Origin of the sequence: Calothrix sp. NIES-3974 (assembly GCF_002368395.1) — a bacterium.
Taxonomy (GTDB): domain Bacteria; phylum Cyanobacteriota; class Cyanobacteriia; order Cyanobacteriales; family Nostocaceae; genus NIES-3974.
In genome coordinates this window covers 483,540-505,637 of record NZ_AP018254.1, presented here as the reverse complement: position 1 = coordinate 505,637, position 22,098 = coordinate 483,540, and the positions used below count along the sequence as shown (strand labels likewise).

Below are 22,098 nucleotides of genomic sequence, written 5' to 3'. Positions count from 1 at the left end.
ATAAAGCTGATTTTTCCTTGGAGAGTACAGACGCGACATGTCGCGTCTCTCCCTATTCTCCACCCTCACTAAAAGACTTTTTCTACAAACCCTACTTAAATCCAAAATCCAAAACTCCCTGTCACCGGAAACAGTTTGGACTGCGATTTAGGCATTAGAATTAATAGTTATTCACGACCTTGGGATTATGGATACATCTTCACTGTTTTTAGCTGCTGATGCTTGGCGGTTGTCGTTGAATGGGGAATCGATTGATTTACCTCCTTCTGACTCTGGGTCGGGGGTGGGTACGGATTTTGACCGCGCGATGATGCGAAGGTGTTTGGAGTTGGCGTTAAAGGCAAAGGGATGTACTTCTCCCAATCCGATGGTGGGTGCGGTGGTTGTGCGGGATGGTAAGGTGGTGGGGGAGGGTTTTCATCCCAAAGCTGGGGAACCCCATGCGGAGGTGTTTGCACTGCGTTCTGCGGGGGAATTGGCTCGTGGTGCAACGGTTTATGTGAGTTTAGAACCCTGTAATCATTATGGTCGGACTCCCCCCTGTTCCCAGGCTTTGGTGAAGGCTGGTGTGGCTAAGGTCGTGGTGGGGATGGTGGATCCCAATCCGTTGGTTGCGGGTGGGGGGATTAAAACTTTACGGGATGCGGGGATTGAGGTGGTTGTTGGGGTGGAGGAAGCGGCTTGTCGGAAGTTAAATGAGGGGTTTGTCCACCGGATTTTGTGCCAACGTCCTCTGGGTATTTTGAAGTATGCGATGACCCTAGATGGGAAAATTGCGACCACGACGGGTCATAGTGCTTGGGTGACAAGTCCGGAGACACGCAAAGTTGTCCATGAAATTCGTGTTGGCTGTGATGCAGTGGTGGTGGGGGGGAATACGGTGAGGAAGGATAATCCCTATTTAACTAGCCATCAAGTTGGTAAGCGGAATCCCTTGCGGGTGGTGATGAGTCGGACTTTAGATTTACCTGTGGATGCTCATTTGTGGCAAACGGAGGAAGCTGCTACTTTGGTGTTAACAGAGCCTACTGCGAATTCAGGTTTACGGGGTCAGTTAGAAGCTTCGGGGGTGGAAGTAGTTAATTTAACTCCCCTAACTCCAGGGAATGTGATGCAATATTTCTATGAACGGGGATTTTGTAATGTATTGTGGGAATGTGGTGGACAGTTGGCGGCAAAAGCGATCGCTGATGGTTCAATCCAAAAAATTCTCGCCTTTATTGCTCCGAAAATCATTGGTGGGAACAGTCATACACCTACACCTGTTGGCGATTTAGGTTTGACACAAATGACCCAGGCTTTGAATTTACACGATATCACAGTGCGAGCGATCGCTTCTGATTTGTTGATTGAAGGCTATTTATCCCCTCAAAATAACAGTCCGTGACGGGAGTAGCAGGAAAATCAACCCACTACTCAAGGCTGATCACTTCTTTGCTCTAAGTGCAGGTCAAGTGTATCAACAACATATGGTAGTGGTCTATCGCATCAGTTCTGGGGGTTGGAAGTAGTGGTTTTAGCCTCGAAAAGGTTTTAATATCAAGGTGCTATACCCGCAGGGTTGTCGTAGACTAGCGCTACTACCTGCCTTTTCTCACCCATCAAAATACTAGACTAGGTAGGGTGAACTAATTGCAGCAACGCGATTTTGTCCAGCTAATACCTGGTAGACCATGACGGTGACTTCTGCGCGGGTTGCGTCACGGTTGGGGTTGAGTTTGTTTAAATTGGGGTAATTCACGATTATTCGGTTGTTGAGAGCGATGAGAACTTGTTCTTTGGCGTAGGCGGGAATGTCGGTATAATCATCAAATCTGGTTAAATTTTGGCTGTAGGCAGCGTTAACACCAGCTCCGTTGACGAGGGAAACGATGACTTGGACACGGGGAATATTCTGGTTAGGATGGAAGGTGTTGTCGGGATAGCCAGATAGAAAACCTGATTCGTAGGCTTTTTGGATGACTTCATTTGCCCAAAAGTTATCGCTAACGTCGCGAAATTTTTTCCCTTGACGAATGGGACGGGGATTAAAAGCTTTGACAATTAAAGCCGCAAATTGAGCACGGGTGATGGTTGCGTCCGGTTTAAAAGTGCGATCGCGAAATCCAATTATAATTTCTCGCTGGTTTAATTCGCGAATAAATTTTTCCGCCCAGTGACCAGAAATATCCGTTAAATTACTGCTTGGGGGAGTAGGAGTTGGTGTCGGTACGGGGATGGGGACAGGTGCTGGTTCTGGTGTTGGATTCGGTGGTGGTACGGGGATGGGGACAGGTGTCGGATTCGGTGGTGGTACGGGGGTGGGTGTTTGGGTATCAACAAACTGAATATTACCTCTAGTCCGACTGGGGTTAACTTGATTGCCGACGGAAACTAATTGGTTATTACTTGCATTTTGAATATCAAATTGACCGTTATCACGGAAGATATTACCACCAGGACTGGATGTGGAACCAAAATCCACCTGAACATTACCTAACAAAGTCATACCATCCTGGGTATTGCGATCGCTGATATTGTCACGTAAAGCCGGACGGGAATCATCGTAAAAGATTAATCCCGTGCGATTTTCCGTAGTCCGATTCCCAATTAAACTTGGTGTTGCTGCTCCATTGACAACAATTCCAAAACCCGTGCGTAAGCAAGTGTTTCCTTGAATAATCCCTTTAGCATTATTGGCGATCGCAATTCCATTGGCATCATTTTCGATCAAGTTGTTATGGAGGATTTGTGGATTCCCCTCACCAGTGATAAATATTCCTTCCCGCTTACACTTAGTAAGGGTACAGTTGGCAACAATCGGAGCTGTTGATTCAATCCAAACCCCCGTACCTCTCGTTTCTGGGTTTGTCACTGTCACCCCCCGTAGCTCAGACCGATTCGTCAACACAAAAGTGACATTTTGACGGGCAAAGGTTCGACTCAAAAAATTACCACTTCCCTGAATCAGGATACCAGAACCTTTATTTGCTTCGTTTCCCAGGATTTTTACCCCCTCTGGAGGTGTGAGGGGGTAAACTTCACCACTATCTGTGTTATATGTGCCATTAGATAATTGAATGGTTGTTCCCGGTACAGCACCCCGCAAAGCGCGAGTAATGGTTTTGAAAGGAGCTTGCGGAGAATTCCCCGCATTCCCGCTATCGTTCCCAGTCACTGGATTTACGTAAATTGTATTTGTCATATTTATACTTTAAAAAATACATAGACATGGTAACGTCTAAATCTTAACAGTCAAGGGATTTTGGATTTTAGATTTTGGATTATCCGTTAATTTCTGACTCCTGTCCCCCGGATTTCTCACAAGTAGGTTATAAGTTAATACAGTTCAGTTAGACTTAAAAGTCTGATTATTGGGTAGGTTGGGTTGAAGAATGTAGAGACAGAGCCTCTGAGAATGCGTCCCCACGAGGAGCATGGGGACGAGATCATCACAAAAACTGTGTGAATTTATGGGTAAATTTCCACAAAATCAACAGTCTATGGAAAGCCTCAACCCAACCTACAGTTATCTTTAACACCAAGCGTATTGAGTTATAAGTCTTGAGTGACGGATTAATTTTCCTTCTACTCCCTATTACCTACTCCCTATAATTTTGAGAAATTTGCGAGAAATGTAGGTCTCCTATCTCCACACCAAAATAGTTTAAATTTAACTAATTTTGTATAAGCAACTTGTATCTAATTAACGAAATACTTCTAACTCTTTAGATAGATGAAGTTGCCTGGCAATTGCTCCTATAATGCATTTGAATCAATTAACTTCCTATCTCACTCAACGAAGGAGAAAGTTAAAAAGGTTCGGTTCGCGCCTAATCACATCTAAGTCCAGATTGTCAAAGTGGTGTATTTGGATTAGTTGCATTGAAGTCAATTCAATGTTGTGAATCTGAGCTTTCATAGCCGAAACCTATAACAACGTATGAAAATTGCACAAATTGCCCCCCCTTGGGAACAGGTTCCCCCCATTACCTATGGAGGGATTGAACTTGTAGTTAGTCGCTTGACCGATGAGTTAGTTCGTCGTGGTCATGATGTGACTTTGTTCGCGTCGGGAGATTCGCAAACCCTAGCTAAACTTGAAGCCGTTACTCCACGGGCATTACGATTTGACAGGGAAATTCGCGAACCCATGATGTACGAGCTAGCTGAAACCAGTCAGGTGTACCAACGTGCGGTGGAATTCGATATTATCCATTCCCACGTGGGGGTTTGGTCATTGCCTTTAGCAGCAATGGTTGATACACCAACTGTTCACACGTTACATGGTCGGTTTACCCGTGATAATAGCAGGGTTTTTAGCCAGCACAAAAATCAGCCGTTTATTAGCATTAGTAATGCTCAACGTCAGCTGGATTTAAACTATGTCGGGACAGTTTACAACGGTATTTGTGTTGAAGAGTTTCCGTTTATTGAAAAACCTCAACAACCGCCCTATTTAGCATTTTTAGGGAGATTCTCACCAGAAAAAGGACCTCAACACGCAATTAAAATTGCGATCGCAACGGGTTGGCATTTAAAATTAGCAGGAAAGGTAGACGTTGTTGATCGAGAGTTTTTTGAATCAGAAATTGCTCCCCATATTGATGGGAAACAAATTGAGTTTTTAGGAGAACTTAACCATACTCAGAAAGCAGAATTGTTAGGGAATGCGTCTGCAACCCTATTTCCCATTACCTGGGATGAGCCATTTGGTTTAGTGATGATTGAGTCAATGGCAACGGGAACCCCGGTAATTGCGATGAAAATGGGTTCTGTTCCAGAAGTGATTGCTCATGGGGAAAGCGGTTTTATCTGCGAAAGTTACGAAGAGATGGCATCACTAATTCCAGCAGCACTTCAACTTGACCGCAAAAAATGTCGTTCGTGGGTGGTGGAAAATTTTAGCGTTGCAACGATGGTGGATGGATACGAAGCTATCTACGAGCAAATTCTCAAATATCGCCATCCGGGAAATTGGTCTTTGCAGTCTTTAAAAGCATCTTTGGAGTCCCTAATGACGTTAAAGTTTGAGCGTTAATTGTTTTTTGCCAACTGCGATTAACTGGAAATAGTTAATTGCAGGGGAATAATTTTTGATTATTCTCTGAATCTAATTCACACAACATAAATTTCAAGCTCAGATTCACTCTAAACACCACTTACTGACAAATCTCTGCACAAAAACCTTTGACGATAGTAAAAATACGCAAAAACACGGCTCCAAACCGTGTTTTTTCCTTATTTTTCTCTATCTTATGGTCTATAGCGTTTCCTCATTAAATAAACGTGAATTCAACAGATACAAATAATCCCTCTCCAAAGCTCTCTTTCTTGGGAACAGAGGTTTTGCAAGAATTGATTATTGATTGAAAACTCCGGATTTCCTGTCCCTCTGGGAAGTCACAGAGGGGTTGGGGTGAGGTTCATCGAACTCACTTTAAGTAACATTAAAGGTGCAGGGGTATTCGTGATAAGTTAAGGTGAAAGTTAGTTTTGTCAACTCTTAATTATCCTGAAAAGTGAATTGAAAATTTAGCGATCGCATCCTTCAAAATCATGTTTATTCATCCAGATTTTGACAAGATTTTGAGTATTATCACTGAGTATTATCACTTATTTACAAATGACCAATGAGATTAACTTGTCAGCAATGGTGCAGGGGTAGCTTACTTCCCCTAGAGTACCCAACTAAACCCATAGGTCAAACAAGTAAAACCTGAACAACAAATCGGAAATTAATTAAAATTAAAACGGTTATCCTTGACTGAAAGGATAACCCTATTGATTTATCTTCAATTTTTTGATTGTATAGCACCGGCGGCATTTTACTATATACTACCTGGGATTTGTCAAGATGTCAATAATCAGTCCGGAAAGTACTATAATTTCGTTGGTTTATTGACAATAAAATCATTAATATTGAGAAAAAGCCGAAATTTATTGACAAAAAAGCGTCAAGATGGGAAAGTGCAGAAATTTGCGTTTTCGTATATTAAAATAACTAATCAATCAGGTGTTGCGGAATACGGAATACAGTATTGTTGCGATCGCCAAGTATTTTGCATAAGAAAAATTCCTCTGGGTTGACACTCCCCCTCCTAAAGTACTTATGCGTTTATTTGATTGCACTAAAACTACCCCATTATGGATGCCCAGCGATGGGGGGGTGTATCTACAGCCGGGAATTACTCTCCGTCAAGAATATATGGCGCAAGGTGTTGTTGTGCAACCTGAATAAACGTAGCAATGCTACGTCTCTAGGAGAATATTGGTTTGAATACGAATTTAATACAAAATTGTAAATTAGGGTTTGCGGAAAAAAAAGACGCGATATATCGCGTCTCTATATTTCACAAAGAATTCGAGGAAATTTTAGTCGCAAAAAGTGCTTTCTAAGTAGGTATGTAAGGCTGAAAAACTTGGCATTTGTCATTTTTTTGGTCTTGTGCAAACTAGAATTATTGGGTTAAAGCTACTCCCTTTACAGACGCGATATATGGCGTCTCTCCCTATTCCCTACCCTCACGAAAAGACTTTTTCCGCAGACCCTGACCTAATTATAATCCATGCTCAAATTCAGCAACACCACCGACTTATATCGATTCTCTTGTACTTTGATATAAATGAAACTAGAATAATCAACGGTTACAGCCCCTAATATAGAGCAAGCATTAGCGTCAACGATATTAATCGGTAATTGCATTCAACAGCACTTCCGATAAACTCATATCTTCTATATCTTCCATTGTGATGGTGTCGCAAATGTCAAATTTTGCCCCTGCACTTTGTAACTCATCGTCTAGAACCTTGAGAAAACGGGTTGCTTGCGGGTCTGTACCAACTTGGATAAAGGAAATAGCTAATTCCTCATCCCGTTCCATTTGGCGTGAGGTTTCAATTATAACCCGCATCACCGCTTTCCGGTCATCAGGTTCTCCATCAGTTATCACCAGAATTGTCTCTCCATTTGGTTTGGTTTGTCCAGCCCGTTTGCGTTGAAAGTAGTTATCTGTAGCATGTTTTAAAACCCCGGCTAAATCAGTGGTTCCCGAAGGGTCATTTTCCATAAAAATTTGGGATACCTTACTAGATGTCACATCTTCATAGCGCTTAAATTTACCGGAAAATACGTAAACAGTAATTCCATCGGGGTCAAATTGCTCACATTTGGCAGCGAGGGCAAAGGTTGATTCTTGAGCTGCGACCCAGCGACTTTTCCCTCCTTTCTGGTCAGGTGTGGCCATGCTGCCGCTTTTATCGATGATGAGGGTGTAATCACGATTTTCCAGCATTTTCATACTCCTTTCTGGTTATACTTTCGTGATTAGTTTAACCCACATTCTCCGATTCCGATGCAATTCGCAGCAATCATGAGTGTAATAAAATTATACTTTGGAGGTTTGGAGGCTAATATATTTCTCTTTTGGTTTGTTGACGGTTGACAGGTAGCAATACGGGGACTTTGATATTTGATATTTTTGAGGCTAAAAATAGCCTGGGAAAAGTTGAATTAATTGTAATTAATTGTTATATCGATTTTCTTGTACTGTGCAATACATGAAACTAGAATAATCAACGGTTAGTTACAGCCCCTGATATGTCGCAAGCATTAGCGTAAACGATATTAGGTGACAACTATTCCCTACTCTCACTCCTAGGATTTTTTCCGCAGACCCTGAAGTATACTAATGGTCTATCCTCATTGCTAACAAATTAAGCTCATTGCTCTTTTGTCAATAAGTAATAATGCTCAAAATCTTGTCAAAATCTGGATGAATAAACATGATTTTGAAGGATGCGATCGCTAAATTTTCAATCGATCAAAATAAAGTTGACAGACCACTACGTTCCATTCTTTACTCATCAAAATTAATCACACAGACCACTAAGCCGTTCTTAAAGCGACAATGGGGTCTAATTTTGCAGCACGACGGGCTGGAAAAACACCGAAAAATAAACCAATTGCTCCAGATACACCCACCGCAGTAGTAATTGCGGACACGGAGATTGCTGCCTCCAAAGGAGTAAGTAAAGCTACCAAGTAAATTCCCGATACTCCAATAGCAACACCAATCACTCCTCCGACAGCTGAGACGATTACCGCTTCAATCATGAACTGTAGGAGGATATCCCGTTGGGTTGCGCCGATGGCTTTGCGTAAACCAATTTCTTGGGTGCGTTCCGTCACCGAAACTAACATGATATTCATAATCCCAATACCGCCGACAAACAGGGAAATACCCGCGATCGCAGCTAACATAATTGTTAAAGCTCCGGTGACTTGTCCCAGGGTTTGCATTGCGTCTTTTTGAGTACGAATTGTAAAGTCATCTTCTCCGGTAACTTTGTGCCGTAGTCGCAGGAGGTTGGTAATTTGAAACACAGCCGCATCCACGTTTTCCGTGCGGTCAGCGGAGGCGACTAGGTAGTCTAGAGCAATTCCGTAGGGGGAGTTACGACCGATTAACCGATTGGCAGATGTAGTTAAAGGTACAATCGCCGCTTTGTCGTAATCCGCACCCACACTGGAACCTTTGGCTGCGAGTACACCAATGACTTGAAAGCTGGAATCCTTGATTCGCAGTTGTTTGCCAACTGGATTGGTATTACCAAATAATTTTTCTGCTGTATCCGCACCTAGGACTACGACCTGATTATTGCGGGTCATATCCACTTCGGTAAAAAATCGTCCCTGCTTGACTTCAAAAGCTCGTACAGTCAAAAAACCTGGTGTTGTACCGATAATATTCAAATTGGTACTGCGATTTTGGTGTACTACAACAAAACGACGATTTAACTCCGGAGCTACACCCTTGACAGTGGGAACCTGTTCGGCGATCGCGTAGGCATCTGCTAACACGAGATTTTTGGGAATTTCAAAGGAAATCCGTTGAGTTTCCTCATTTCCCGGTATTACAAACAATACATTCGGTCCGAGTGATTCCAACTCCTTGGCAACAAATCTTTGTCCAGCTTCACCAATGCCGATCATGGCAATTACCGACGCATTACCGATGACAATACCTAACATGGTTAGTAAACTGCGGAGTTTATTTGCTAGCAGGGTTTTTCCTGCCATTTTCATGCTTTCGGCGATGTTCATTGGTGTTAGGGGAAAGGGAAGAAAAGGTTGTTTCGGGACTATATTTTGGCGTATATAAGTTCATGATAGGAGATTTCTCACATTCTCACCCGGCAATGAATTTACTCCAGCAAGAATTAAACCGTTATCATCAGGCGATCGCTCACAATCCCAATAATCCTCGAAACTACGTGTTGCGGGGGATGGTACAGTTCAAATTGGCGAATATTGCCGCATCAATTGCTGATTTTGACCGAGCGGAAGAACTAGATGCAAGTATTACACCCTATTTGTGGCAACGGGGATTATCCTACTACTATGCTAATCGGTTTGAGGAAGGTGCAAGGCAGTTTGAAGTTGACTTGCAAGTGAATTCTCAAGATGTGGAAGAAACTGTTTGGCGTTACCTATGTGTGGCGAGGTTGGAAGGGGTTGAGATGGCGAGGAAAAGTTTGTTACCTGTGAAAAATGATCCACGCCGGGTGATGCAGTTGGTATATGATTTCTATGCAGGCGATTGTCAAATTGATAGTGTGTTAGGGGTTGGTAATTTTTTTGCTCCACACCCAAAATTTTATAGTCATTTGTATGTAGGCTTATTTTTTGAAGTTGCCAATCAGCCAGAAAAAGCCAAATTTTATGTTAGTAAAGCCGTTGATGATTTTCCCATTGATGATTATATGTGGCATCTGGGAAGAGTGCATAAAATATTACGTGGTTGGGATGTTTGAGTAAATAATTCGTAATCGTCTACGGCAAAGCTGCGCCTAGGTAATACCCCCCATAATAACAGGCTTCTAGCCTGTTATTAGCAGACTAGAAGCCCTGTAGCCTGGGCATCCAGTTAAATAACCATTATTCTTCTGGTTTTGGACGCTTAATGGGTTTAGGAGTAGGTCGAGGGGTAGGACGGGGAGTCGCATTTCCAGAGGGTGCATCGCCCCTTTTAACAGGACGGGGGGTTTCACCTCCTCCGGGTGGTCTGCGGTAGGGCTTTCTCGGAGGACCACCGGATCCTTTGGCAAAACGTTTTCCACCCCCTTGTTTGAAAGTGGGACGGCGTTTTTTGGGTAAGTCGGCGATAAATTCGGCGGTTTCGACTACCAATCCAGTTTGTTCGCGCTTGGCTTGGATATCCCAAAACTTACCAACGGCTTTACCCTCTAATTTGCCCTTGAGTTTGAGTTTAAAATATTTGGGCTTATCGGTTGATTTGCGCGGTGCTTGTTTGATTTTGATGACTAGGTTGTTAGCATCATTAGCTTGATAGACGACTTCTCCTCGGACGGAAAATCCACCATCGGGAACTTCTGTGGAGGGAATGATTTCGCTACTACTAGGCTCCGTTGTGGAGGAATTAGTTGCTAATTCCTTTTGGTTGTCAGAGGGTTTGGCCAGATTTTCTGGTTCCCATACCCCAACAATTTGCAGATGGAGTTCATCATTTTCTTGGCGGGTACGTGGATAAACGACCCAGAGGTGGTCTTTGTCTAAATCAAGATGATTTTTCACTAGACTCATGATTCGTCCTAGGAGGACGGCGCTGAGTTCGACACCATCGGGGGTGTGTAACGAACCTTGGGTAAATTGCTCGCTACTGGCGACGTAACGACCTCGGACTAGCCCAATGGCACGATACTGCATCGGTTCGCTTGGCGGTGGAATCGGTTGGTTCCGATTGGCAGCCAATTCTTCGCTGGAAATGTGGTCGCTTTCTGTTTCGGGTGTATCGGGCGATCGCGTTTCCGGTTGAGCAGCATCATTGTCAACTGACGTAGTTTCGGTTTGGTCAGCAGCAACGGGATTAGTAGCTTCGGTGCTAGTTTCAGATGAACTGAGATTTGTTTGATTTGATGGTTCTGGCGACGGCATCAGGTCGGAATTCATAAACACTCCTTGCGGCGGAGACAGATCCCATTGTGGGATTTAATCAGGGAAACTGGAAAGAGCGTTTGTGCGGCTGGTTAAAGTATACTTTTTTCCAATCGCCACTCTCATAAGTGTCCAATTGTAATTGCAAATACCCAATACTATATATTCCCATTTAGGAAGATTCTTCCCCAAGAATTTAGTTGGGACTTTACAATCTAAACACTAAATGTGTAATTTAGCGCTTTTATACTAGTTTCGGAAGCATACCACAGTTACAATTCTGACGGTTCCTCCTCAGTTTTTTACGCGCTTTGGCGACGGAGACGACTATTTGTTATAAAGTTCACAGTCATTTCACGGTATTCCGCAAAGTTTTTCAAATTTTTAATTTTTCCGATTTTTGTCCACCATAATCTAATTACAGTTGAGGAAGATTTTGTGTCTCAATCGCGCAATAGCTGGATAGTTAAAGTTTTGCTCGTGTTTTCAATTCTGGCGTTCATGGCAGTCTCAGCACTTCCCATGATAACTAATTTCATGGAATCTAGTGCTGACGGTGGCAGTGCCCAGGCAAATGGTAAAGCTGCCGATGATGCGATCGCCAAACTCAAAGATGAGGCTCGTGGCTATGAGTTAGTACTCCAACGGGAACCGGATAATGAAAATGTACTCAAGGGTTTGTTGGAAGCTCGGTTAAGGTTACTTAGTCTGAATCAAGGTAGTGTCAATGATGTGATTATGCCTTTGGAAAGGTTGGTGAAGGTTAACCCCAATCAAGTGAAGTATGCCGTATTATTGGCACAAGCCAAGGAAAAAATCGGCGATCGCGAAGAAGCTGCCAAAATCCTACGCACGGTTTTAGAAACTAAACCAGGCGATATGGATGCTTTACAGTCTATGGTTACACTCCAACTCAATCAACAGCGACCAGAAGCTGCGATTGGCATCCTACAGGATACTTTAGGTAAAGCACCCCAAGCCAATAAAATCCAACCTGGTAGCATCGATACTGTTGGTGTGCAAGTGTTGCTCGGCAATGTCCATGCCAGCCAAAAACGTTACGAAAAAGCTTTTGAAATTTACGACCAAGCTGCTAAAGACGACCCAAAGGATTTCCGTCCCCTCTGGGCTAAAGCTTTAGTCCTCAAAGAACAAGGTAAAATTGAAGAAGCTAAACCCCTATTTAGCAACGCCGCAGCCCTAGCTCCAGCCCAGTTTAAAGACGAAATCAACAAAACTGCCACATCCACCCCATCTCCGACTACTACCCCCTAGTACTCTGCCACACCAACTTTGTCTAGTTCATGGTAAAAGGATGCATTTCTTTTGTCCCCCTGCATCCAAAAGCTTCCCTGACCTACCTCGACCCAGTATTATTGATTTGGTCGAGTACTAGTCTCCAAATACCATTTCACTAAACACAAGTTTTGATCCATTTTCTTCCCTTGCTCCCAAAAGCTCCTCTTTAGGTATCAACTCTGAAGTAAAACAGTACGACCACTGGCTATTTTGGCGTTTGTCAAGTACTAGATATACTTGTATTCAAACAATCGAAAAACATTTAACATTTAAATGATTGCAGCCTCCAATCAACTACTTTGGTCAATGATTGGTTTACTCCTGACTATCGGAGGAACTTATCTGGAAGCATATTTTACGAGTTTCCCTTGGATTTGGGGTCAACAGGGAATTCACCCTTTCCCCTTGGGTGTTTCCTATCAAATTGCCGGAGTCCTACTAGTTGGTTGTCTAGGGGGACAAAATGCTGGAGTGCTTTCCCAAATTGCCTACGTGGTCATGGGGTTGACCCTATTACCTGTTTTTTCCCAGGGAGGAGGTATCGGTTATCTCAAGCTCACCCAATTCGGCTATATTTTAGGATTTATCCCCGGTGCTTGGATTTGTGGTTATTTGGCATTCCGCACCCGTCCTCGCTTAGAAACACTTTCCTTTAGTTGTGTTTGCGGGATATTTACGATCCATCTGTGCGGCATTATTTACCTGATTTTGGGCTATTTCCTCCAATGGAAAGGGGTACAAACCTTTTCTTTACTGTGGCAAGAAATCCTCAAGTATTCCTGGTCTCCCCTACCAGGACAGTTGGCGATCGCCTGTGCTGTCACCTTAATTGCGTTTGTTTTACGACATTTAATGTTTTACTAGTAATCGAGCAACCTTTCGCAGTTATTCCCTCTGTTTCCCCTTGATCCATGCATATTCAAAAAAACCGTCAATTCTGGATTGTGGCAATTATTGGCTTTGTTGTAGACCAGATTACCAAGTATATAGTCACCCAAACAATGAATTTAGGGGAAACTTTTCCTATCATTCCTAACCTATTCCACTTTACCTATGTTCGCAATACTGGTGCTGCCTTTAGTTTATTTACAGGTCAGGTCGGTTTATTGCGTTGGCTCTCTTTAGCTGTAAGTTTAGGGTTAATTTTACTCGGTTTGTTTTATTCTGGCTTAAATAAATGGGAAAGAATTGGTTATGGTTTGATTTTAAGTGGTGCCCTCGGTAATGGCATTGACCGGTTTATCCTTGGTTATGTGGTAGATTTTCTCGATTTCCCGTTTATTCTCTTCCCCATCTTTGACAAAAATAGCTTCACCTTCAAGTTAATTAATTTTCCTGTCTTTAATTTAGCGGATGTATTTATCAATATCGGTCTGCTTTACCTCATTCTCAACAGTTTTCGCCGACCCACCTTACCACCTCGACAATCATCCTAACCCTGCTTTTGATCCATTACAAATACGCTGTTGAAAATATTATATTCTGGCGCGGAAAACTCAGTAAAAAGGTAAATTTAATACTTATTATTTACCTTACCAATTTCAAATTTGGCAAAAGTTGGACAATTAAGTCTAATCCAAAAAATTTATGGCACAGTTCTGATCCCCTACGCAGTGCATGAAGAATTATTGGATGAGAGGGCAGGGGAAACTGTGATGATGGCAGTTCAATCAGCAACTTGGCTGGAAGTTCATTCAGTACAAAATCAACAATTGGTTGCTGAGTTAAGGACTCGCGTTAATATTGGTGAGGCGGAAGCGATCGCACTTGCTGTTGAAGTCGGAGCCAGCCGATTGTTAATTGACGAGCGGTTAGGTAGACAAGCCGCAAAAGATTTAGATATTAAGATCGCTGGTATTCTGGGAATTTTGCTGTTGGCAAAAGGCCAAAATTTAATTGAGGCAGTTAAACCCATAATGGACGATTTAATCAGTCAAGCCCATTTTCGAGTCAGCAGCCAACTTTGTGCAGATGTTTTGAAGACAGCAGATTGAGTTATGAGATTTATCTCACAGGAATTTTCATCTGTGATCGCAAATCCAAGTATCCCCAGGGAAAATAAAGCTAAGGGATATAAACCCAGCTAACAGCTTTGTAATTGCTATTGCCCAAAGATTCTCGATGTACACTTACAAGCAGTAACAATCGGCTTTCCAAAATTTGCGATCGCGCATTCGCACCAAAATATAATTAGGGTCTGCGGAAAAAGTCTGAAGTGTGAGGGTAGGGTGTCGGGAGTAGGGACAACTCATCGGGTCGTCTGTACAGGAAATAGTTTTAACCCCAAAATTCCACTTTTGCTTGGCTACACAAAATAACAGATGGGAGGCTTTTTGAATTATATACGCCTATTCCGACACATCTTTTTGCGAATCAAATACCCTTCAAAACTTACAGGATACAAAGAGGCGATATATCGCCTCTTAACTATTTTTCCGCAAACCCTAAATACAAAACCCAAAAGACGTAGTACTGCTACGTCTTTTGAGTGAAACTAGAATCAATAAAAACCGATCATAATCCTAAAGCTTGTAAAACATCGGTTGCATGGGTTGTGGTGTTCACACTGGCATCCACATGGATAATTTTTCCATCAGGACCAATCACATAGGTGACACGTTTGGCATAACCACCACCATCAACATCATAGGCTTTGATGAGTTGTTGCTCAGTGTCAGCTAACAGGGGAAAATTCAAATTATACTTTTGGGTAAAAGCCTGGTGGGAAGCTTCATCATCCGCACTTACCCCTAACACAACCACATCTTTACTCTGGTAATCAGGTTGGGCATCTCGAAAACTACAAGCTTGTTTGGTACATCCAGGAGTATCATCCTTGGGATAAAAATATAAAACTACCGTTTTGCCAGCAAAATCAGATAGGGAAACGGTGTTGCCATTTGTATCCTTGACGGTAAATGCAGGTGCATCCGAACCTACTGCTAAAGCCATAACTTACTTTCCCTGTTTGTTGATGTTCACTATACAGTCGTGATTTTACAATAATTTACAACTGGAGGTTAACCAATACTATTAAGATAAAAATGTACTTTGGCAACCATAATATATTCACACCCAAATTCCTCATAAATCCCTGAACATTTTAGGGATTGGCGAGTAAACACGACCCGGTAGGTCGTCTCCAGGGAAGTAAAGATTAGTGGGAAAATCAACCTGCTACTCAATGCTTACCGCTCACTTGCTCCAATGCAATCAAAGTGGTGCAGAACGGCAATAAGATGGGAAAAATATCGACACCGGTTAAGTCCTAATAATTCTCCATTATTAAACTCTGCACACTCCTCATTTTCAGAATCAAACAGATTGGGTACACCAGGACAGATGAAAAGCCTATCGATTTTTCCCCATACCCCAACTTTGTCAGAACACCAACAGTATCTTCAAGATCCAGTATTGCCTCAGATGAATGAGATTGCGATCGCAATTCAAGATAGTTGTGTGGGAAAGAAGTTGCCTGAAGCTTTTTATGTCCATGTTTCGGCCTTATCTGAGCTTCCTCCCAAATTGCAGGAATACGAAGGTAGTGCCAGAAAAGTTGTACCCCAAGCCCATGGTGCCACTTTAGTAAAATTTTCGGTAATGGAGCCAAAAATCTCCTACCTGTTCTATCCCAGTTTTGACACAGACCCCCATCCAGCCTTAAAAGCAAGCATCCAAGTAGATTTAATCACCTTCATGGTGTCCTACCGGGACTATAGCACCTCCACCAATCCGCCGATTCTCCACCGTAAGGAAACTTTTGTTAGCTCCACCTACCCGTTATATCAACAATTTGCCCACCTCACCCAAACTGAAGAAGCTTTAGGGCTATTAAAAAAGGCTAACACCATCGGCACACGGAAGGGTTGGGAAGAACGCCTCAGAGCCAGGCATGTGGAAATCCACGGTCATCACGTAATTCAGCACGAAATCCCCCTGGCAAACACCAGACAAATTGAACGCCACAAAGCCGCCATTATTCGCCATGACCTATCCCGTCCGGTGCGTACAGCCCTAGAGGCAGGATTCTTTACCCCCGATACTACCTTTTTTGATTATGGGTGTGGTCACGGGGGTGATGTTGCCCGTATCCGTCAAAAAGGTTTTACCAGTTCCGGTTGGGACCCTTACTATGCGCCGGGTTCTCCCCAAGTACCGGCGGACATCGTCAATTTGGGTTATGTAATTAACGTGATTGAAGATCCGAGTGAGCGTCGTCAAGCCTTAATTAATGCTTGGAAATTAGCCGAAAAAGTGTTAATTGTATCTGCCCAAGTTAGTTTAGATGAGGGCGATCGCCGTGGTAAGGGGACAATTGCCTATGGTGATGGAATTGTCACAGCTCGCAATACCTTTCAAAAGTATTTTGAACCCCAGGAATTAAAAGCCTATATTGATCAGGTTCTGGGTGTGGATGCAATTCCTGGGGGTTTAGGGATTTACTTTGTATTTCGAGATGAAATCCAAGCTCAAAGTTTCCGAGCTTCCCGTTTCCGTTCACGAATGACAACTCCTCGGATCAGAGTCAAACTGAAGCGGTTTGAAAATTATCGAAAATTACTGACACCGTTGATGGAGTTTGTCACGGAACGGGGACGTTTACCCAAAAAGGAGGAATTACCAGAAGCAGCAGAAATTTGTGCGGAATTTATCTCCATCAAACGAGCCTATGATGTGATTTTACAGGCAACAGACCCAGAAGAATGGGAGGCGATCGCCCGTAAACGTCGGCAGGATATGATGGTGTATTTGGCTTTGTCCCATTTTGACGGAATTCCCAAGTTGAAGGATTTGGCTCCTTCGGTGCAGATGGATATTAAAGTCCTGTTTGGTAGTTATAAGCAAGCCTGTCTAGAGGCGGAGGGAATGTTGTACAGTGTGGGGGATTTAGCTAGTATTGCCCAGTGCTGTCAGCAAAGTCCGATCGGGAAAAAGTCTGCCAATTCCCTTTTAGTACATATTTCGGCTTTGGAGCATCTCGATCCGTTATTGCGGTTGTATGAGGGGTGTGCTAGTCGTACCATTGGCCGGATGCAGGAAGCGAATGTGATTCAAATCCACACCCAAAGTCCAAAAATTTCCTATTTATATTACCCTGATTTTGATACTGACCCCCATCCAGCCCTGCTAACAAAGATGACCATAGATTTACAGGATTTACATGTCAGTTATCGAGATTATGATTCAGATGATCCGCCTGTGTTGCATCAGAAGGAGAGTTTGGTGACTAGGGAGTATCCTCTCTACGAAAAGTTTGCTCGCCTGACTCGTCAGGAACAAGATTGGGGATTATTGGATGATGAACGACAGATTAAGTACCGTTCAGGATGGTTAAAGTGTTTGGCTGATAATTGTGCAACTCTTCGCGGTTATCAGTTGTCACGCCGTCCAGACACAGACCCCTATCGATTGAAGGTTTTACGTTCCCAGGTACGTCAACGTCGGCAGCAGTTAGATTGATTGCCATAATCTACGTCCTGTGCGTCCTTGTAGACGGTTGTGGGTATCTGCAAGTAATTTGGGTATATTTAGGTTTTCCGGACAGCGAGGCAAACATTCGCCGCATTCAGTACAACGATTGGCTTTCATTCCGGGAAACCAATGTCCAGCATTTTCAAACATGCCATAACGATATTGTCCGTAGTCGGTCATGTGGTAGGCAACCGCTAGATTTCTTAATCTGAGGACTTCGGGGATATGGATATTTTCTGGACATGGTAAACATTTATAGCATTGGCTACATTGCTCTGTCCCTAAAACCTGTTTTTGGTGTTGTGCTAATTTTTGCAAAATAGCTATTTCTTGTGGTGATAATTCCTGGGTTTGCTCTGCCATTTGCAGGGGTCTAATTAGTTCTGCGGGATTACTGGCACCTAAACTTAAAGTGGTAATACGTTGGTCACTTAATAAAAAACGATAGGTTAATTCTAAAGGTTGAAAGGGTTGGGTTAATTTCTCTAGTTCTGGGGATGGTTGATATAACTTACCACCTTTATCGGCTGGGGAAATAATAAATATCCCCATATCTTTGGTGCTTGCAAGGTGAATGATGGGAGCGTGACGCTGGAAAAAATAATAGTAGTGAAGGCTGACAAATTCAAACAAATCTGTGGTGATGGCAGCTTGAATTAATTCTTGGGAACCGTGGCTGGAAAAACCAAGATGGTGAATGCGTTTGTCCTCAAGGGCTTTCCCTACAGCCTGCAGACAACCATTTTTCGCCAGTACTAAATCCAGATGCTCAAAAGTATTCAAACCGTGGATTGCCAAACAATCGATATAATCTAATTGCAGACGCTGTAAAGATTCGTCGATATAGCGACCCATTGAGTCCCCATCCATCGTCGGGGAAATTTTAGTCGTAATATGTAACCGCGATCGCTCGACTCCCAATCCCCCAGTCAAAGCCGCACCCAGATACTCCTCGCTGCGACCATAACCCCTGGCTGTTTCAATATGATTAATTCCTAACCTCACAGCCGCTTGAATCGTTTCCACCGCATTTTCCTGGGAAGCTAAATAACGCATTGTCCCCAGGGAAAATACTGAAAGTTGAAGATTGGTCTTACCAAAGCGTCGGTAGTGCATTTACAGGAAAGGGGAAAGGTCGGAAACAGAATACAAGAGGGAAATGGGGAAATGGTTAATAGTAACCTGATCTCGATATCAACTGAAATGCTGATTCTATCGTTGGCTATAGGTCTGATTATTTCGTGAAAAGCATTACGAAATAGCCTTAATCCAAACTGATCTTAAATATTACTAAAGTACTGGAGATATATTAATATCCTATTAATATCCTATCTCCCCCACTTCCTCATTCCCTACTCCCCACTACCTAACTGTTACTACTACCAAACCGCTTAATCAAGTCCTCTGGGCGTAAATTCGAGACAAACTCTCGAAAAGCCTCCTGTTCTGCCTCATCTGCATCCCGATCGACGGGAATCGAAGCATCAGCGATGACCTCCTCCATCACCCAAATGGGAGCGTTAACCCTCAAGGCGATCGCGATCGCATCGGAAGGTCGAGCATCGATTTCTTTCTTAATTTCGCCTTGACTTAAAATTAGGGCCGCATAAAATGTATCCTTCTGTAATGAATGGATAATCACTTTTTCTAAGGTCATATTCCACGACTCAAACACATTTACCATCAAATCATGGGTCAGTGGACGGGGAGGTTTTTGATTTTCCAATGCTCCCAATATTGCTCGTGCCTGCTCTTGACCGATATATATTGGCAGTGCGCGACGTTCGGAAGCGTCCTTCAACAATACAATCGGACTGCGGGTTATGGCATCTAATGCTATGCCAGCGACTCTCATTTCAATCATTGGCGAAGCCTCTATTTCCTTTGAGCGCTAAGGGAGTGTGTAATGAACTATACCCTTGACTGGGCATGACCAAGGCTGATACAAGCATAAGTCATAATTCTATGATTGTTGCTTCTATTAAACTCCCAAATAAATGGGAATTCCAGAGTAAATCTCAGAAGTTGGCTTTGACAATAACATCACTAATTCAAGTATGCCTCGAATTGAGGATGAATGCATTGATTCCCTATACAAAAACAGGTAAATATTTATACTGGTATTTTCGGCTTGACAATTCAAAATCGCTAATTATGACTACGATTTTAATCTGCTCGAATCAAGGTAGCTTTGAAATTATAAATAATTTTTTCGCACAAAATAGTAAAAAAGAGAGTTTGGGAGGAGAAAAATTATGTTTACGGGATTAATTCAAGCTTTAGGAAGGATTAAGCCATTAGGTGGTGATAAGTGGCAGATAAATTGTGTTGGAGGCGATATTTCCGCGATTATGCAGGATTTAGCTCATGGGGATAGTGTGGCGGTGGATGGAGTATGTTTAACGGTGGAAGATATACTTCAGGATGGTTTTATTGTCACTGCTTCTCCAGAAACCTTACGAAAGACAATTTTAGTGGATGTCAACGATAGTCACTACGTGAATTTAGAGACATCATTACGGGTTGGGAGCAAAGTTGGTGGACATTTTGTCATGGGACATGTGGACGGAGTTGGGCAGTTAGTAGCAACATTACAAACGGCAAGCTCCTGGGAAATGACCTTTACTGCTCCTGATGCGATCGCTCGATATTTAGTACCCAAAGGTAGTATTGCCATTAACGGTATCAGTCTGACCATTGCCGACTATCAACCGGAACAAAATCAATTTACCGTCGCCGTCATTCCCATCACCTACACTGAAACTAATCTTAGATACCTTACCCCCGGTAGCCCAGTTAATCTAGAAGGGGATATCATCGGTAAATACGTAGAAAAATTTACTAGATTAGCAACAAAAGATTCCCAGTATTGTGTTCCGACCCAGGAATTCATCACCCCGGCTTTTTTGAGTGAAAACGGTTACTTGTGAACGGGGGATGTAGGGGATGCAGGGAAAGTAGAGACGGACATGTCGCGTCTACAGGGAATAGTTTTAACCCAACTATTCCTCCACCTTTCACAAGACCTAAAAAATTAAAAATGCCAGGTTTTTCAGCCTTGCATACCTATTAACCATCTTAACCAAAAACTCACTTGTTGAGCGTGTAAAGATACGCAAATTATTTTGTATCCCTCCCGTATTCTGTATTTCCCCTGGGGAGGTGACGAAAACAACTGAAACTATGATACAGCAATAGTTTTAAGCCAGTTTGCCATAAAAAAAAAGATAAACTACATTTTCCGGCTCTATTGATTCTATTATTAATAAGCTTTGGGCAAAAGCCTTATTTTTCCGTTGAACTTGGCTCTGAATTTAGTTTTATAGTTAGGGCGAACGCTATTCTATAATCCTTGCTGCATAAACATTTCAAGCTAGATTGTCACTCCTCCAGGTATTTCCCCCATTGCCTAATCAGTGCCCAACAAACTAGCAAGTAAAGCCTTTTGCACGTGCATTCGATTTTCAGCTTGATCCCAAATACGGGAATGGCTTCCTTCCATTGCGGCATCGGTAATTTCTTCACCACGGTGAGCAGGTAAACAGTGCAATACAATTGCCTCATTATCAGCCAAATCAATTAACTCATCGTTAATTTGATAGGGTTGAAAAACAGGCATTCGATTCTCTGCTTCCTGTTCCTGTCCCATACTAGCCCAGACATCCGTATATAGAACATGGGCATCCTTTGCTGCGGCTTGAGGGTCATGGGTAAATATCACCTCACTTTTACCAGCAGCTAAATTTCTGGCTTGCTCAATAATAGCGGCGTTTGGTTCGTAACCGCTCGGAGTCGCAATCCGGACATTCATCCCCGTTAAGGCGCAACCCAACATTAAAGAATTAGCCACATTATTACCATCACCCACATAGGTCAAAGTCAAACCAGCTAAATTACCAAAGTTTTCTTGGATAGTCATCAAATCCGCTAGAACCTGACAAGGGTGTTCCAAATCCGTTAATGCATTAATCACAGGGATTTTGGCATAACGGGCGAAGGTTTCTAATTCTTGCTGGGCAAAGGTTCGCACCGCCAAAATATCTAGATATCTGTCCAAGACCCTAGCAGTATCTTGCACTGGTTCACCCCGACTAACTTGGGTGACATTGGGGTTTAAATCAATCACCTGTCCCCCCAGTTGATACATTGCCACCGTAAAACTTACCCGTGTGCGAGTAGAAGCCTTAGTAAACAGTAATCCCAAAACGCGATCGCAGCGTAAACTCAATTTTTTCGCCTTGAGTTGACTTGCCATCGATAAAATGTGCCCAACTTCGTTGCTATCAAAATCAGCCAAACTGAGAAAATCTCGTCCCTGTAACCCTGCCATTTAACACCCTAAAATCATCACAAATATATCAAATTCAACAATTAAACAATCAAATCAAACA

At 42.8% G+C, this 22,098-nt stretch carries 18 protein-coding genes; 9 read left to right on the top strand and 9 right to left on the bottom strand.

The annotated features are described in order from the left end of the window. Nucleotides 1–307 precede the first annotated feature (307 nt). Complete coding sequence (ribD, locus tag CDC37_RS01930; RefSeq protein ID WP_231943535.1) at nucleotides 308–1,387, top strand: bifunctional diaminohydroxyphosphoribosylaminopyrimidine deaminase/5-amino-6-(5-phosphoribosylamino)uracil reductase RibD; 1,080 nt, start codon at nucleotides 308–310, stop codon at nucleotides 1,385–1,387. 222 nt (nucleotides 1,388–1,609) lie between these two features. Here the strand turns inward: ribD and CDC37_RS01925 are convergent, their stop codons facing one another. Beyond that, nucleotides 1,610–3,184 (bottom strand): DUF1565 domain-containing protein, encoded by a 1,575-nt coding sequence (locus tag CDC37_RS01925; protein WP_096620237.1) that lies wholly within the window; start codon nucleotides 3,182–3,184, stop codon nucleotides 1,610–1,612. A gap of 738 nt (nucleotides 3,185–3,922) precedes the next feature. Here CDC37_RS01925 and CDC37_RS01920 point away from each other — a divergent pair. Beyond that, nucleotides 3,923–5,020, top strand: a complete 1,098-nt coding sequence (locus CDC37_RS01920) for a glycosyltransferase family 4 protein (RefSeq protein WP_096620236.1) — start codon at nucleotides 3,923–3,925, stop codon at nucleotides 5,018–5,020. Nucleotides 5,021–6,668: 1,648 nt separating this feature from the next. On the opposite strand, the gene CDC37_RS01915 is transcribed toward CDC37_RS01920, so the two are convergent. Further along, nucleotides 6,669–7,274: a vWA domain-containing protein gene (locus CDC37_RS01915; protein ID WP_096625817.1), complete on the bottom strand. Its 606-nt coding sequence runs from the start codon at nucleotides 7,272–7,274 to the stop codon at nucleotides 6,669–6,671. A gap of 593 nt (nucleotides 7,275–7,867) precedes the next feature. Next, on the bottom strand, nucleotides 7,868–9,085 hold the full coding sequence (locus CDC37_RS01910; protein WP_096620235.1) for an ABC transporter permease: 1,218 nt from the start codon (nucleotides 9,083–9,085) through the stop codon (nucleotides 7,868–7,870). Nucleotides 9,086–9,180: 95 nt separating this feature from the next. On the opposite strand from CDC37_RS01910, the gene CDC37_RS01905 reads away from it, so the two are divergent. Further along, nucleotides 9,181–9,795 carry a tetratricopeptide repeat protein gene (locus CDC37_RS01905; protein WP_096620234.1) on the top strand — a complete coding sequence of 205 codons (615 nt, stop codon included), beginning with the start codon at nucleotides 9,181–9,183 and terminating at the stop codon, nucleotides 9,793–9,795. A 124-nt stretch (nucleotides 9,796–9,919) separates the two neighbouring features. Here the strand turns inward: CDC37_RS01905 and CDC37_RS01900 are convergent, their stop codons facing one another. Further along, on the bottom strand, nucleotides 9,920–10,951 hold the full coding sequence (locus CDC37_RS01900) for a hypothetical protein (RefSeq protein WP_096620233.1): 1,032 nt from the start codon (nucleotides 10,949–10,951) through the stop codon (nucleotides 9,920–9,922). Between the two features lie 423 nt (nucleotides 10,952–11,374). Between CDC37_RS01900 and CDC37_RS01895 the strand changes: the two genes are divergently transcribed. The 4 genes from CDC37_RS01895 (at nucleotide 11,375) to CDC37_RS01880 (ending at nucleotide 14,229) form a co-directional block, all read left to right on the top strand. Further along, complete coding sequence (locus tag CDC37_RS01895) at nucleotides 11,375–12,211, top strand: tetratricopeptide repeat protein (RefSeq protein ID WP_096620232.1); 837 nt, start codon at nucleotides 11,375–11,377, stop codon at nucleotides 12,209–12,211. 297 nt (nucleotides 12,212–12,508) lie between these two features. After that, complete coding sequence (locus CDC37_RS01890) at nucleotides 12,509–13,099, top strand: biotin transporter BioY (RefSeq protein ID WP_096620231.1); 591 nt, start codon at nucleotides 12,509–12,511, stop codon at nucleotides 13,097–13,099. A gap of 47 nt (nucleotides 13,100–13,146) precedes the next feature. Next, the gene (lspA, locus tag CDC37_RS01885) at nucleotides 13,147–13,671 is read left to right on the top strand and encodes a signal peptidase II (protein WP_096620230.1); all 525 of its coding nucleotides are present in this window, start codon (nucleotides 13,147–13,149) and stop codon (nucleotides 13,669–13,671) included. 111 nt (nucleotides 13,672–13,782) lie between these two features. Continuing rightward, nucleotides 13,783–14,229 (top strand): DUF3368 domain-containing protein, encoded by a 447-nt coding sequence (locus CDC37_RS01880; RefSeq protein ID WP_231943190.1) that lies wholly within the window; start codon nucleotides 13,783–13,785, stop codon nucleotides 14,227–14,229. Nucleotides 14,230–14,364: 135 nt separating this feature from the next. On the opposite strand, the gene CDC37_RS25375 is transcribed toward CDC37_RS01880, so the two are convergent. Both CDC37_RS25375 and CDC37_RS01875 read right to left on the bottom strand, forming a co-directional pair. Next, the gene (locus tag CDC37_RS25375) at nucleotides 14,365–14,487 is read right to left on the bottom strand and encodes a hypothetical protein (protein WP_255408881.1); all 123 of its coding nucleotides are present in this window, start codon (nucleotides 14,485–14,487) and stop codon (nucleotides 14,365–14,367) included. Between the two features lie 262 nt (nucleotides 14,488–14,749). Beyond that, nucleotides 14,750–15,187 (bottom strand): peroxiredoxin, encoded by a 438-nt coding sequence (locus CDC37_RS01875; RefSeq protein ID WP_096620228.1) that lies wholly within the window; start codon nucleotides 15,185–15,187, stop codon nucleotides 14,750–14,752. A gap of 390 nt (nucleotides 15,188–15,577) precedes the next feature. Between CDC37_RS01875 and CDC37_RS01870 the strand changes: the two genes are divergently transcribed. After that, nucleotides 15,578–17,695, top strand: coding sequence for a DNA phosphorothioation-associated putative methyltransferase (locus CDC37_RS01870; RefSeq protein WP_096620227.1), 2,118 nt, complete (start codon nucleotides 15,578–15,580; stop codon nucleotides 17,693–17,695). Here CDC37_RS01870 and CDC37_RS01865 read toward each other — a convergent pair. After that, entirely contained in the window at nucleotides 17,687–18,823 is a 1,137-nt protein-coding gene (locus tag CDC37_RS01865) for an aldo/keto reductase (protein ID WP_096620226.1), read from the bottom strand. The two genes, CDC37_RS01870 and CDC37_RS01865, sit on opposite strands and share 9 nt — an antisense overlap. A gap of 250 nt (nucleotides 18,824–19,073) precedes the next feature. After that, nucleotides 19,074–19,571: a bifunctional nuclease family protein gene (locus CDC37_RS01860; protein ID WP_096620225.1), complete on the bottom strand. Its 498-nt coding sequence runs from the start codon at nucleotides 19,569–19,571 to the stop codon at nucleotides 19,074–19,076. Nucleotides 19,572–19,962: 391 nt separating this feature from the next. On the opposite strand from CDC37_RS01860, the gene CDC37_RS01850 reads away from it, so the two are divergent. Further along, the gene (locus tag CDC37_RS01850; protein WP_096620223.1) at nucleotides 19,963–20,637 is read left to right on the top strand and encodes a riboflavin synthase; all 675 of its coding nucleotides are present in this window, start codon (nucleotides 19,963–19,965) and stop codon (nucleotides 20,635–20,637) included. A 479-nt stretch (nucleotides 20,638–21,116) separates the two neighbouring features. Here CDC37_RS01850 and argF read toward each other — a convergent pair whose 3' ends face one another. Further along, nucleotides 21,117–22,037 carry an ornithine carbamoyltransferase gene (gene argF, locus CDC37_RS01845; protein ID WP_096620222.1) on the bottom strand — a complete coding sequence of 307 codons (921 nt, stop codon included), beginning with the start codon at nucleotides 22,035–22,037 and terminating at the stop codon, nucleotides 21,117–21,119. Between the last annotated feature and the right edge of the window lie 61 nt (nucleotides 22,038–22,098).